This is a genomic window from Albibacterium sp. (assembly GCF_035514885.1).
Lineage (GTDB): Bacteria > Bacteroidota > Bacteroidia > Sphingobacteriales > Sphingobacteriaceae > Albibacterium.
This window is the reverse complement of the sequence record NZ_DATJCH010000024.1, coordinates 403,536-417,295: the sequence shown is the minus strand read 5'-3', so window position 1 is coordinate 417,295 and position 13,760 is coordinate 403,536. Positions and strand designations below refer to the sequence as shown.

Annotated in this window: 12 protein-coding genes; 5 read left to right on the top strand and 7 right to left on the bottom strand. The window is 36.8% G+C overall.

The features are described from left to right. The first annotated feature begins 46 nt into the window (after nucleotides 1–46). Together VL047_RS12960 and VL047_RS12955 are read left to right on the top strand one after the other, a co-directional pair. Complete coding sequence (locus VL047_RS12960; protein WP_325361198.1) at nucleotides 47–532, top strand: cation:proton antiporter regulatory subunit; 486 nt, start codon at nucleotides 47–49, stop codon at nucleotides 530–532. A 21-nt stretch (nucleotides 533–553) separates the two neighbouring features. Next, on the top strand, nucleotides 554–1,798 hold the full coding sequence (locus tag VL047_RS12955) for a cation:proton antiporter (protein WP_325361196.1): 1,245 nt from the start codon (nucleotides 554–556) through the stop codon (nucleotides 1,796–1,798). A gap of 6 nt (nucleotides 1,799–1,804) precedes the next feature. Here the strand turns inward: VL047_RS12955 and VL047_RS12950 are convergent, their stop codons facing one another. The 3 genes from VL047_RS12950 to VL047_RS12940 all read right to left on the bottom strand — a co-directional run bounded on the left by VL047_RS12950 (nucleotide 1,805) and on the right by VL047_RS12940 (nucleotide 5,955). Then, entirely contained in the window at nucleotides 1,805–2,116 is a 312-nt protein-coding gene (locus VL047_RS12950) for an iron-sulfur cluster assembly protein (protein WP_414635313.1), read from the bottom strand. A 41-nt stretch (nucleotides 2,117–2,157) separates the two neighbouring features. Beyond that, nucleotides 2,158–5,016, bottom strand: coding sequence for an excinuclease ABC subunit UvrA (gene uvrA / locus VL047_RS12945; protein WP_325361192.1), 2,859 nt, complete (start codon nucleotides 5,014–5,016; stop codon nucleotides 2,158–2,160). A gap of 126 nt (nucleotides 5,017–5,142) precedes the next feature. Beyond that, complete coding sequence (locus VL047_RS12940) at nucleotides 5,143–5,955, bottom strand: lytic transglycosylase domain-containing protein (protein WP_325361190.1); 813 nt, start codon at nucleotides 5,953–5,955, stop codon at nucleotides 5,143–5,145. A gap of 171 nt (nucleotides 5,956–6,126) precedes the next feature. On the opposite strand from VL047_RS12940, the gene VL047_RS12935 reads away from it, so the two are divergent. Continuing rightward, nucleotides 6,127–7,467, top strand: coding sequence for a pseudouridine synthase (locus tag VL047_RS12935; RefSeq protein ID WP_414635311.1), 1,341 nt, complete (start codon nucleotides 6,127–6,129; stop codon nucleotides 7,465–7,467). Between the two features lie 74 nt (nucleotides 7,468–7,541). On the opposite strand, the gene VL047_RS12930 is transcribed toward VL047_RS12935, so the two are convergent. The 4 genes from VL047_RS12930 to panC all read right to left on the bottom strand — a co-directional run bounded on the left by VL047_RS12930 (nucleotide 7,542) and on the right by panC (nucleotide 11,292). After that, nucleotides 7,542–8,774: a TlpA disulfide reductase family protein gene (locus VL047_RS12930; protein WP_325361189.1), complete on the bottom strand. Its 1,233-nt coding sequence runs from the start codon at nucleotides 8,772–8,774 to the stop codon at nucleotides 7,542–7,544. A gap of 22 nt (nucleotides 8,775–8,796) precedes the next feature. Continuing rightward, nucleotides 8,797–9,936: an acyl-CoA dehydrogenase gene (locus VL047_RS12925; protein ID WP_325361187.1), complete on the bottom strand. Its 1,140-nt coding sequence runs from the start codon at nucleotides 9,934–9,936 to the stop codon at nucleotides 8,797–8,799. 85 nt (nucleotides 9,937–10,021) lie between these two features. Then, nucleotides 10,022–10,372 carry an aspartate 1-decarboxylase gene (panD, locus tag VL047_RS12920; RefSeq protein ID WP_325361185.1) on the bottom strand — a complete coding sequence of 117 codons (351 nt, stop codon included), beginning with the start codon at nucleotides 10,370–10,372 and terminating at the stop codon, nucleotides 10,022–10,024. Nucleotides 10,373–10,413: 41 nt separating this feature from the next. After that, a complete protein-coding gene (panC, locus tag VL047_RS12915; RefSeq protein WP_325361184.1) occupies nucleotides 10,414–11,292 on the bottom strand; it encodes a pantoate--beta-alanine ligase in 879 nt (292 codons plus the stop codon). 135 nt (nucleotides 11,293–11,427) lie between these two features. Between panC and VL047_RS12910 the strand changes: the two genes are divergently transcribed. Both VL047_RS12910 and VL047_RS12905 read left to right on the top strand, forming a co-directional pair. Then, a complete protein-coding gene (locus tag VL047_RS12910) occupies nucleotides 11,428–12,249 on the top strand; it encodes a glycogen/starch synthase (protein WP_325361182.1) in 822 nt (273 codons plus the stop codon). Nucleotides 12,250–12,276: 27 nt separating this feature from the next. Further along, entirely contained in the window at nucleotides 12,277–13,695 is a 1,419-nt protein-coding gene (locus VL047_RS12905) for a DUF4270 family protein (RefSeq protein ID WP_325361181.1), read from the top strand. The last annotated feature ends 65 nt before the right edge of the window (nucleotides 13,696–13,760 follow it).

Genomic DNA, 13,760 nt, shown 5'->3' with positions numbered 1-13,760 from the left:
CAAGCATTATAGTTTTCATATATAAATATTTATTAGAAAATAGATTATGTCAAATGTTAAAGAAACGGATCTAATTGGTATTGGAAAGAAGTATCAACTAGAAACGAGTTATGGCGATAATGTAGTGATTGTAATCCATGATGATGGAAGACGCGAACTTTACAATTATGACGAAACTGAGAATGAATCACGATGCGTCCTCACATTGAATGATGAAGAGTCACGTCAAGTCGCAGGAATTATCGGAGGATTATCATATAAGCCCAAAGCTCTAGAAACCATTGAAGTAGCATTAGACGACTTAATAATTGAATGGTATAAAGTTCCTGAAGAATCCAAAGCCATATCAAAATCAATTGGAGAGCTTGAAGTACGAAAGATGACAGGAGCTTCTATCATTGCTGCTATCACTCAAGACGAAACAATAATAAATCCGGGTCCTGATTTTAAAATATCTTCAGGAGTTACCCTCATTGTAGCTGGAAAACGGAATCACATAAAACTATTAAAGCAGATACTCCTTGATCAATAACCGTTAATCCTAAAGAACAAAATGAATACCTTAATACTAGAAATTGGAATTGCTGTTTGTTTGGTAGCCGCAGTTGGTTTAATATCAAATAAATTACGTGTATCCGTAATTCCTTTTTTTATTCTTATAGGTATGGTACTAGGTGAGCATGCTCCCGATCTTGGCATCATCGATCTTCAATTCAAAGAAAGCATGCCCTTTCTAGATTTTATGGGCAGACTTGGAGTATTATTTCTACTATTCTACCTTGGATTAGAATTCTCTGTCGGTCGTTTAATTAAATCAGGAAAGTCCATAGTTACAGGGGGAACTATCTATGTCTGTATCAACTTTATAACTGGCCTATTAGTAGGTTGGATGATGGGTATGCCATTTGCCGAAATTATGGTTATTTGTGGTATAATGACAAGCTCTTCTACTGTAATTGTAGCTAAAGTGTTAACCGATTTACGTAGAACAGCAAATCCTGAAACAGAAATCATCATGGGCATGATTATGTTTGATGATCTGTTCATTGCTATGCATATTTCTTTCTTATCGGGTCTTGTCTTAAGTGGAGGTGGTTCAGTATGGAGTGTAATAGGCACCTGCTTATTAGCTCTCGGCTTTATTCTTCTATTCCTGGTTCTCGGCAGAAAAATGGTTCCTGCCATCGACAAGTTACTCCAGGTAAAATCATCAGAAATATTTATACTTATTATTTTCGCACTTCTATTTATTACAGCAGGATTTTCTGAAACTATTCATGTGGCCGAAGCTATAGGTGCCCTAATGGCAGGACTTGTGTTAGCAGATTCGAAATACATTAAACGAATCGAGCATATGGTTCTCCCATACAAAGACTTCTTTGGAGCAATGTTTTTCTTTAGTTTCGGATTATCAATCGATCCCATGAGTTTAGGTGGAGCTGTCATGTGGGCATCTATTGCGGCTGCATTAACTATACTCGGCAACTTAGCATCAGGCTATTTTGCCACAAGAATCTCTTCCATGAAGAAGCATGCTATATTTGATATAGGGTTTACCTTATCCGCAAGGGGAGAGTTTTCAATAATAATGGCAAACATCGGTAAAGCAGGCGGATTAAATCCAATAATTCAATCCTTTGTAGTAGTATATGTACTGATATTAAGTATAGTAGCACCTTTATTAACAAAAGAATCAAGGAACTTCTGGAAACTCACTTTTGGAAGAAATGAAAAGGATAAAGGAAAACCAATATCCTTTCCTAAAAGATTAGACGATCTGGAAAAAAGGCTTGATTAATATCCTTTACATAAATCCAAGTTCAAGTCGCGCTTCATCACTCATAAAGCTCTTTTCCCAAGGTGGGTCAAAGCTTAATTCCACTAATGCATTCTTAACTCCTTCTACCGACTCAATTTTTTCTTGAACTTCATTAATAATCGAGTCAACAACCGGGCAATTTGGGGCTGTTAAAGTCATAATAACCTTAGCAGTTCCATCTTCTTTGGTGATTATCTCATAAACTAATCCCAATTCAATAATATTTACAGGAATTTCTGGATCAAACACAGTCTCCAATACTCCCTTAATTTGGTCTGCCACACCTAATTTATCCAATATAACGATTTCCATTTCTGTATTTTTATGTTAACAACAACTTAAGATACCACTTTATTACTGAAATTTAACTCTGTTTCAATAAACTTAGCTGTTCGGCTTATCTTATTCTGAGCTAAATCTTCGGGTGTACCTGAAAAAACAAGCTCTCCACCACCCCTACCACCCTCAGGTCCCATGTCAATTACCCAATCAGATACTTTAATGACTTCCATATTATGTTCAATTACCAAAACAGTATTACCACGCTGAACCAATCGATTCAAAACCCCCAATAATACATTCACATCTTCAAAATGTAAACCAGTTGTAGGCTCATCTAAAATATAAAAAGTTTTACCGGTATCCTTTTTAGACAGTTCAGTCGCAAGCTTCACACGCTGCGCCTCTCCACCCGACAATGTAACCGATGATTGTCCTAATGTTAAATAACCTAAGCCCACGTCGTTCAATGTTTTAATCTTACGATAGATTGAAGGAATTGGCTCAAAAAAAGCTACAGCCTCCTCAATACGCATATCTAAAACATCGCTAATAGACTTCCCTCGATAGCGCACTTCCAGTGTCTCACGATTATAGCGCTTCCCTTGACAGGTTTCGCAAGGCACCTGAACATCTGGAAGAAAGTTCATCTCTATAACTTTCATACCACCACCCTTACAGGTCTCACAACGCCCTCCTTTTACATTAAAAGAAAAACGACCAGGTTTATACCCACGAATTTTTGCTTCAGGTAGCTGAACAAACAAGTTTCTAATATCAGAGAATACACCCGTGTAGGTAGAAGGATTTGAACGAGGTGTTCTTCCTATAGGCGATTGATCTATCTCTATTACTTTATCAATATTCTCTAAACCAGTAATCTTCTTATAAGGTAAAGGAGTTTTTTTAGCCCTAAAAAAATGATGATTCAAGATAGGATACAATGTCTCTGTTATCAAACTTGATTTGCCACTACCCGATACACCTGTAACTGAAATAAAGCAACCTAAAGGAAAATCTACATTAACATCCTTCAGGTTATGCCCACTTGCCCCTTCTATACGCAAAGCTAGTCCATTACTTTGCCTTCTTGTTGGTGGAAGTAGGATCTCTTTTTCCTGATTCAAGTATGCCGCTGTTAAAGTATGGCTCTTCAAAATTTCTTCAGGTGTTCCCTGAGCAACAACATCTCCACCCTGTAAACCCGCCGCAGGTCCCATATCAATAACATAATCTGCAGCCAGAATCATATCTTTATCATGTTCTACCACCAAAACTGAATTTCCGATATCTCGCAAATTCTTTAAAGCATCGATCAACCTTTCATTATCACGCTGGTGCAATCCAATGCTCGGCTCATCCAATATATAAAGAACATTGACGAGTTGCGATCCAATTTGAGTAGCCAAACGGATACGTTGAGCCTCTCCACCAGAAAGCGTTTTTGCAGAACGATTCAAGCTTAAATAATTCAGGCCGACATCTAAAAGGAAACCTAGGCGTGAACGGATCTCTTTAAGAATTTCAGTAGCAATAATATTCTGACGGTCGCTTAATCTACTTTCTAAATTATCAAACCACGCAACCAATGTCGAAATGTCCAGATCAGCTAACTCCGAAATATTCTTATGATCAATCTTGAAATGTAAAGCCTCTTTCTTTAGTCTTGCTCCCTCACAAACCGTACAGGTCTTTAAAGATCTAAAGCTTTCTATATCACCATTTCCAGATTTCTGTTCGTACTGTTCTTCAAGTTGTTTAAAAAGACCCTCATATACGATTTGATAGGTCTTAACATTCCATTTATTATAAGAAACAGGAACACTTATAATATCGGGTGCACCATCAAAAATTAAGCTGAGGTGCTCCTCAGATAAATCTTTAATAGGGGTTGTCAGTGAAAAACCGTATTTCTTGGCCAAAGCTTTTAGCTGCTGGAATGTCCAATTATCCTTATACTCACCTAAAGGAGCTAGGCCTCCGCGCATAATGCTTAATTTCGCATCAGGGATAACACTTTCGCGATCAATTTGAAATACATAGCCTAAACCATCACAATTCTCACAAGCACCATAAGGCGAATTAAAGGAAAAAGTATTGGGTTGAGGCTCATCATAAGAAATACCGGACTCGGGATCCATTAAAAATCGACTAAAGAAGAACTCTTGATTAGCAGCATTACTAATCTTAATAACTCCCTTCGCCAACTTCATTGCTTGCTGAACAGAACTCTGCAATCTGTTTCTATCTTTTTCACTAATGATTAGTCGATCAATTACGACTTCAATATCATGCGTCTTATACCTATCAACTTGCATTTTCGGACTAAGATCCGCAAGTTCACCATCAATTCGAACCTTTACAAAGCCCTGCTTTCTTATTTGTTCAAACAATTCCCGATAATGACCCTTCCTGCCTTTTACTACTGGAGCAAGGACATTCACAGGTTCATTATTAAATTTCGACAATATGCGATCAATAATCTGGTTTTCAGAAAGACGCTCCATCTTTTGACCAGATACATAAGAGAATGCCTCTCCTGTACGGGCGTATAGAAGCCTTAAGAAATCATAGACTTCCGTAATTGTACCTACGGTAGAACGAGGGTTCTTATTGGTAGTTTTCTGCTCAATCGCGATTACCGGACTTAAACCTGATATTTTATCCACATCCGGCCGCTCCAAACCACCAAGAAACTGGCGACTATAAGCACTAAAAGTTTCTAAATATCTACGCTGTCCTTCTGCGTAAATCGTATCAAAAGCTAACGAAGATTTACCGCTCCCACTTAATCCAGTTATTACAACTAACTTATTTCGTGGAAAACTAACGTCAATATTCTTTAGATTATGAACCCGGGCTCCAAAAACCTCAACTTCATTCTGTTCTACTAAATCCGGAATAGTATTTTTATTCATGTAGGAATCTCCATGCAAAAGGGTCTTAATCGTATCCCATTTATGCAAAAATACAGATAATATTATGAAAAAATCTGAAGAAATGGTAAGGATTCTAAGCTTAGAAAATTAATTAGGGCATCAATTTTACAAGCGATTATTAAGTTCCCATTGATAAGATATATTCTCTGTAAGCATACCCTTTCCACTTGCAGGCAAATAACCATATATATCTGGGTTTTCTATAATCTCCTTCATGGAAATCAATCGATATACATAAGCAGAGGTTTCAGCATTTAAAGACAATAAGTAATAATTGTCCTTCCCTTGATTTCTCATCGATTTCAACAATCCTCCCTCTCCCATGTTATAGGCAGCGGCAACCAATGTCCAATTTCCAAAGATATCATGCAGAGCATTCAAATATTTAGCAGCAGCTTCAGTAGATTTCAATATATCTTGGCGCTCATCTACTTTTGAATTTACTTTAAGACCAAAAGCTCGAGCAGTTCCAGGCATAAATTGCCAATATCCCGATGCTCCCCGATGCGAAGTGCCAGAACGAAGTCCGCTTTCTACTAAAGGCATGTATTTGAAATCTTCAGGAATTCCGTGTTTCTTTAAAATCGGCACTATTTTCGGAAACCATTCTTTTGCTGTACGATGTAGCTTATGGGTTTGAAGATTACGATATGAAAACTTATTAAGATTTCTTTTCATCCTTCTGTCAACCGATTTAATACCTGCCGGTATCTCTTCGTTTGCAAAGTTTAGGGAAGAATAATATTTTTCTTTCTTTTCTACTTCAAGAGCTAAACGGTGCCTTTCAACAATCTTATCATCGTCTATCAGACTCCGTGTTTCCGCTTCACTTTTTACAGGAGTACTGTAAATAAACAACTTTGAACCTAGTAAAACTACTACTGCCAAAGCGCAAGTTAACAGGTGTTTTTTAATCATATTTGCCTCTCCTTTTGGTACTAGGAAAATGTGGGTGGCAAATGTACAAACTATATTGTTAACTACCAAATAGTTACGTAAAAAGCCTCTTTAAACCTCCCTATTGGCAATATTTTCAGATCAATATCCATCTTTCTAAAAAAAGATGTCTAATTGTAATTATTTAAAAAAATGATCTACCTTTGCAGATTCAAAATAAGGGTAAAATATATGCCATTCAATAATAAAAGGAACAGCCGTGACGGCAAATCCAACCATGGAGGTAAGCCCTCTTTCGGCAAAAAAGCAGAAGGAAGCACAAACCGAGACAACCGTTTCGATGATAGAAAACCTCACTCAAAACGTCCTGAACAAGCATCAGGGACTAGCTTTGATGCTAAGAAATCAGACGACAACAGGCAGAGACCCTATAAAAAAAACACAACATCTTCTACATCTAGATTCTCTAAAACCCAAGATCGACCCTTTAAAAAGGATGAAAATTTTAAAAGAGATGAAAAACCTTTCAAAAAGTCGATTGATAAAAAAGAAGATCGATTAAGAAAAGACAATCTTTATAAAAAAGAGAACCATTTTAAAAAAGAAGACAAACCATTCAGAAGGTCTGGTGAGTTTAAAAAGACCGAACGCCCAAGAAAAGACACACCTTTCAAAAAAGACGATAGTTTTAAAAGAGAGGATAAGCCATTCCGGAAATCTGGTGATTTTAAAAAAGGTGATCGCCCTCGTAGAGAGACTCCTTACCAAAAAGAAGAAAACCCTAAAGAGTCAAAATCACGTTCTTTTGGAGAACCTGAACTAATCCGCTTAAATAGATACATTGCCAATGCTGGTATTTGCTCAAGAAGAAAAGCAGATGAGCTAATCGAGGCTGGAGTAGTTAGTATCAATGGTGAAGTAGTAACATCCTTAGGTACTCGGGTAAATCCTGCTACTGACGAGGTTAAATATAATGGAGAGCGCCTAAAGCGCGAGAAAATGGTTTATATACTTTTAAATAAGCCAAAGGATTATATTACAACTACTGACGATCCTCAAGAACGTCGAACAGTTATGCATTTAGTTGAGAAAGCCACACGCGAACGAATTTATCCTGTAGGAAGACTTGACCGCAATACTACCGGACTATTATTAATGACTAATGATGGAGAATTGGCAGAAAAACTTTCTCATCCAAGAAATAGTATAACAAAGATCTACCAAGTTGAATTAAACAAAAACCTAAGTCAAGGTGATTTCAATAAAATTGAATACGGAATAGAATTAGAAGATGGTTTAATTAAGCCAGATGACGTTAGCTATGTTCAAGGAGCAAGCAAAAAGGAAGTTGGTATACAAATACACAGTGGAAAGAACCGTATAGTTAGACGGATATTCGAACATCTAGGTTATGACGTTATTAAACTGGATCGGGTAATCTATGCAAATCTTAATAAAAAAGATTTACCTCGTGGCCGCTGGAGACATCTGGAAGAAAAGGAAGTTATTCAGTTAAAACACTTTATTAAATAACTATATAAACTGTATTAAATAATGTAGAAGGCTCCGATATGGAGCCTTCTACATTTAAATATTAGTCAGATGAGCTAAATCTTCTCTTTTAACAACTCATTGATAGTAGCTTCAAATTTATTTGTGTAATCCACATACATCTGACCCGTAGCCGGACCTGTAAACCCTGAGTGAATCGTGCGAACTTTCCCCCTCCTATCAATTACTATTGTTGTAGGAAAAGCATTGAAATTTTCGAGTGCCGGAATACTTTTTAATACATCCTTATTGGTATATCCTGTTAATAAAACAGGATAGGTAATATTAAAACGGTCTATAAGATTTACAACTGCCTTCCTGGCCCGCTCAGGTTCAGCATAGCGTTCATATGCCAAACCTATAATTTCAACACCTTCATCTTTATATTTCTTATAAAAAGGACTTAAATAAGCTGTCTCATCCATACAATTTGGACACCATGATCCTAAAAATTGAACAACAACAACCTTATTCTTATAACGTTCATCCTTCAAAGAAACCATCTTCCCTTCTGTATCTTTAAAATTAAAGTTAATGGAACTGGAATCAGCTTTTAATCTGGTAAGTTGATAAGCATCAGCTAGCATTGCATTTTCGTCTCGTCTTGCCTCCCAGTCTCTATGATTGCTAGGTCCAGAATACATATCCCCAATAATGCCACCTTCTGAAATGGTAGCAACAAAAAGACTTGGACTCGATCCATCATAAGCTGATAAAGAAAGAATATCGCCGTCAATCTCACCTTGCAAGAAACGATAATCCCCATAATCAGTTAAAAATGTTCCACTTACATTATTACCGTCCTGAACAAATTCTCCTATAGCAGACGTAGTATCAGTACCGTTATCCTTTCTAAAAAGCACAGACCATTTATCACTAATATTTTCCTTTGCGGCTCTTGGATTCTTAATAAAGCGCCATGTTACATTTGGTTTGGCCTCGAAAGCCATATGTTGTACCTTATCAGGAAAATTACGAGTCCAGATACCAGTTAAGCCATCTCCAGTTAACTGAGCACGGATTTCTGTTTCATACAAAGGTGTCTTAATTATAACAGAGTCACCCACCAAACTAACCTCGCTGATATTCAATCGCTCTTTTGCATTCAAAAATGCAATCTGTTTAGTTCCTGCAGAATCATATATTTCAAAGTTAAAAGGAATCTCAATAGCAGAGTCGGTCTTAAACACTCCGCGCCATATCCCATTTTCCAGTTCAATCTTTGCAGGAGTACAAGCAACCAAATAGGTCAAACTGAAAATAAAGAAGGAATACAAGATCTTTTTCATACCATATTTTTTTTAAAGATACCTATTTCAATATTTCTCTGGCAATTACAAGCCGCTGAATTTCAGAAGTTCCCTCATAAATTTGTGTAACTTTTGCGTCACGCATTAATCGTTCAACATGATACTCTTTCACATATCCATAACCACCATGAATCTGAACAGCCTCTATTGTGGTTTTCATGGCAACTTCTGAAGCTTTTAACTTAGCCATTGATGCATATTTTGCATAAGGCAATTCTTGATCCTTCAACCAAGCAGCTTTCATAACTAACAAACGTGCTGCTTCAATATCAGTTGCCATATCTGCTAATTTAAAGCTGATAGCTTGCAATTCTGCAATTGGTTTACCAAAAGCCTTTCGCTCTTGCGCATAATTCAAAGCAAGCTCAAAGGCTCCTGATGCAATTCCAAGAGCCTGTGCAGCAATACCTATACGTCCTCCATCCAATGTTTGCATTGCAAACTTAAACCCAAAACCATCCTCACCAATACGATTTTGCTTTGGAACTTTCACATCATTAAAAAGAAGAGAATGTGTATCTGACCCACGAATACCCATCTTATTCTCTTTGGGTCCAACACTAAAACCTTCCATACCTTTTTCCAGGATAAGAACATTAATACCTCTACTTCCTTTTTCAGGATGAGTTTGAGCAATTACTAAATATACAGAAGCAGTATCCCCATTGGTAATCCAGTTCTTTGTTCCATTTAGCAAATAATAATCTCCTTTATCTTCTGCAATGGTTCTTTGCGAAGTTGCATCCGAACCCGCTTCAGGTTCAGAGAGACAAAAAGCGCCGATCATTTCACCTGCAGCAAGTGGCTTTAAATACTTTTCTTTCTGGTCTTCAGAACCATATTTCTCCAAACCAAAACAAACCAATGAGTTGTTTACTGAAACGACTACAGAGGCTGAAGCGTCTATTTTAGAAAATTCCTCCATGGCGAGAACGTAGGAAATAGAATCCAAGCCTGAACCATTGTATTTTGGATCAACCATCATACCTAAGAAACCCAGTTCTCCCAGTTTTCTTATTTGCTCGGCAGGAAATATTTGATTTTCATCACGTTCAATAACACCAGGCTTCAATTCGGTTTGAGCAAAATCACGAGCCGCGTCGCGAATCATTTTTTGCTCTTCACTTATTTCAAAAATCATAAGGTTGAAATTTCTTCATTATATAATTACTATGCAGGCATAGAAGTAGAATAGAAAAACTTATGATTAAGATACTAAATAGAATCTATTTTATCAATCGGTTATTAGAATCTGGAAACACAAGCAAGGGGTTATAGCTCTTTCCTTCTTCTATAGACATATAAGCATAAGAAATAATAATGATCACATCTCCTACCTGAGCCAAACGGGCTGCTGCACCATTTAAACAAACAATACCAGACCCTCGTTCACCTTTAATCACATAAGTTTCAAAACGTGCTCCATTGTTATTGTTTACAATCTGCACCTTTTCATTCGCTATAATATTGGCAGCGTCAATTAAATCTTCATCAATTGTAATACTCCCCACATAATTCAACTCCGCCTGCGTAACGCGCGCACGATGAATCTTTGATTTCATTACCTCAATAATCATGGTACAAATTTACTAAAATTAAAGAATATCATGGTAATACTTTAATTCTCAACATGGATTATCATATTATCAATCAGCCTTACACCATCTATCCAAACAGCAATCAATGCAATGACCGTCTCATTTGTTGCATTATCAGTCAAGGATTCCAAACTATTTAAATCACAAATCTCCACATACTCAAGCTTTAAATCAGGAACACTCTCCAGCATCTCAATAACCTTTATTTTACACCTTTCAAAATTCCCATGCTCAATATGTTGCTGAAAATAAATCAAGCCTTTATAAATAATCAAAGCTTGGGCACGTCCTTTTTCTGTTAAACGAACATTTCTTGAACTCATTGCCAAGCCATCGGTTTCACGGACAGTAGGACATAGTTTTAACTCAATTGGAATTTCCAACAATCGAGTCATTTTTTCAATTACCAAATATTGCTGATAATCCTTTTGACCAAAACAAGCAACATCCGGCTTTACAATATCAAAAAGCTTACTCACGATTTGAGTCACACCTTGAAAATGACCCGGTCTAAATGCACCTTCCAATATAGAATCTAATTCTCCTAATTCGATATACCATTCCTCATTTTCACCATACATCTCACTAACTTCCGGCATAAACAACAAGTCGCATCCAGCTTGCTTCAAATTATCTATATCTCTTTCTATCGGTCGAGGGTATTTCTCTAGATCTTCTGCATTGTTAAACTGTGTCGGATTTACAAAAATACTGCATAAACGCACATCGCAATATTCTTTAATGTACTCTAATAAAGTCAAATGCCCTACATGCAGCGCTCCCATCGTAGGTATTAGACCAATACGCTTTCCCTCTTTTCGAAGATGGAGGAGATGATTTTGTAAGTCTCTTTTTTTATAAAATATAAGCACTGCTAACTCATTAAAAAATACCGCCAAAAGTGGTAAATTCAATTGGTAATACAAAGCCTTTTTTGTAATTCATTGATAAGTTGGCAGATAATGCTTATCTTTGCACAACCAAGTCGAGTCAATATTCTACTAAAGAAACAAACACATATAAAATTATTGGAGATGGCAAAAACAAAGATATTGTTTATTACACATGAAATGTCTCCATTCCTTGAATTAAGCAAAATTTCAGAAATTGCACGTCAACTGCCTCAGGCAATGCAAGAAAAAGGATTTGAAATCCGAATTCTTATGCCAAGATTTGGCACAATTAACGAGCGTAGAAATAGGCTTCATGAAGTTATTCGCTTATCAGGAATGAACATTGTGGTTAATAACAATGACAATCCGTTGATTATCAAAGTGGCTTCTATACCAGCAGCTCGCATGCAAGTTTACTTCTTAGACAACGATGAATACTTTAACAGAAAATACATATTCAACGATAAAGGAGGTAAGTTTTATGCTGATAATGACGAACGAGCAATTTTCTTCTGCAAGGGAGCACTAGAAACTGTTAAGAAATTAGGTTGGTCACCAGATGTGGTTCACTGCCATGGATGGATGAGTTCACTGATCCCAGCTTACCTTAAAACTTCTTATAAGGACGATCCGACTTACAAAGACTCAAAAGTCATTTATTCACTATACAATGACTCTTTTAAAGAAAACCTTGGAAGCGATTTTGCTAAAAAAGCATTAACATCTTCTATGAAGGAAACGGATGTTTCACTTTATCAAGATGCAACTCATCTAAGTCTTTATCAAGGGGCTATCAACTATTCTGATGCACTTATATTAGCTGAGCAAAACATTCACGAGGATTTGTTAAAAATTGTTAAAAACGTAGAAATTCCTGTTATCGACGCCCAAAATGATACGGATTTCGAAAATTATTGCAACCTTTACGAACAATTTGCGAGTGAAGAACTCGAAACTGTATAATTGTCGTTCAGCTTTCAATATTAACATATGAAATATTATTTCCGAGACTTATTAACCTTGTTGATAAGTCTCTTTATTTTAAGTGGTTGTGAAAACCCATCAAAAGTAGGCTTAGACGTTAATCCAGATGATCAAATACAGGGAGCTCTAATTGATGATCTACCTATTTCTGCTGTTACAGTTAAAGAAAGCAGTACCTCTACAAAAGGCTCCTATCAGCATCCTCTAGGTTATTTAAAAGATCCTACTATCGGCGAAAGCAGTGCTAGCATTCAACTGGCCTTAAACGAAGTTGCTGCGAGTGATTCTCGTATACCTGCCAATGCAATCATTGATTCAGCTATTATGGTATTTGATTACGGGGTAGACTTTTTCGGGGACTCCTTAAATTCAACTACAACAGTCGAAGTAAAACAACTAAGTGCTCCTTTTGACTTTAATAAAGATTACCCAAGCGATGAAGCATGGGCAGTTGAAGCAGAGATATTCGGAAGCAAAACACTTAATAAATTTGCATATCGAGATAGTATTCGAATCCATACGATAATTAGTTCGAAAGATACTGTCATCAAAGTTGGCCCTCAATTACGCATACCATTGGATGCTAACAAAATTAAAAAACTGTTTGATGGAAATCTTGATTCAGCGACCTTTGCCAACAACACATTTTTTCAGAATCGGATAAAAGGCTTCCAGGTGAGTATTAATAAATCAGCACAAACCGGAATTGGCGGGATTGTCCATTTAGCAATCAATAGCAATCAAAACGGGCTTATGGTTTATTACAAATTACCTGGTTCTACAGACCAGAAAATCAAATCCTATTCCGTGAGTGCCCAAAATGCTGTTTCTTCTCTTTCTAACGAATATTCTACCGCAGTCACAGATCAGCTAGCTAATCCTGAGGGAAACTTTGAGACCGTTTATGTACAATCTCCGGCAGGTCTACGAACTAAACTATCTCTACCAACACTTTCTTCTTTAAAAGATCAAAATCTGATCATTAACAAAGCAGAATTAATAATCTATACCGATACAGATGCTACGGGGACAGCTTTCACTAAACAAGCACCTAGACTAACGCTATATCGGGAAGATATTGCGGGTCAACGTGTACCTTTGCCAGATGGGGATACTCGTACAGTTACCCTTTCTACAGGAGAGACACGTAACGTCCGCGATCCAAGAAGCTTTGGATTAGCTTTTGGTGGAGTGTATGATAAAGACAAAAAAAGTTACACGTTTATACTTACATCCTATATCCAGGATATCCTAAAAAGTAAAATCAACAATAGTACCTTTTATGTTGCCCCGGCATCAAATGTTGAGAAAACCATAGTCCCTTATGAACTCAATGTTTATTCAGGCTATCGAGCAATATTGGGTGGGAATAGTAACGAGGCCCATAAAATGAAACTGAATATCTATTACACAAAGGCGAAATAGATATTCATAAAACACATTCCATTTTTTTCAAAAAATCACATTAGAAGTCGGAGTTTTTTCCGACT

Excerpts from the sequence above, each read along its gene's own strand:
- VL047_RS12940 (WP_325361190.1), bottom strand. The coding sequence starts at position 5,955 with ATGATTAAAAAACACCTGTTAACTTGCGCTTTGGCAGTAGTAGTTTTA.
- VL047_RS12910 (WP_325361182.1), top strand. The coding sequence starts at position 11,428 with ATGGCAAAAACAAAGATATTGTTTATTACACATGAAATGTCTCCATTC.
- VL047_RS12905 (WP_325361181.1), top strand. The coding sequence starts at position 12,277 with ATGAAATATTATTTCCGAGACTTATTAACCTTGTTGATAAGTCTCTTT.
- VL047_RS12960 (WP_325361198.1), top strand. The coding sequence starts at position 47 with ATGTCAAATGTTAAAGAAACGGATCTAATTGGTATTGGAAAGAAGTAT.
- VL047_RS12925 (WP_325361187.1), bottom strand. The coding sequence starts at position 9,936 with ATGATTTTTGAAATAAGTGAAGAGCAAAAAATGATTCGCGACGCGGCT.
- VL047_RS12935 (WP_414635311.1), top strand. The coding sequence starts at position 6,127 with ATGATCTACCTTTGCAGATTCAAAATAAGGGTAAAATATATGCCATTC.
- panD (WP_325361185.1), bottom strand. The coding sequence starts at position 10,372 with ATGATTATTGAGGTAATGAAATCAAAGATTCATCGTGCGCGCGTTACG.
- VL047_RS12930 (WP_325361189.1), bottom strand. The coding sequence starts at position 8,774 with ATGAAAAAGATCTTGTATTCCTTCTTTATTTTCAGTTTGACCTATTTG.
- VL047_RS12955 (WP_325361196.1), top strand. The coding sequence starts at position 554 with ATGAATACCTTAATACTAGAAATTGGAATTGCTGTTTGTTTGGTAGCC.
- uvrA (WP_325361192.1), bottom strand. The coding sequence starts at position 5,016 with ATGAATAAAAATACTATTCCGGATTTAGTAGAACAGAATGAAGTTGAG.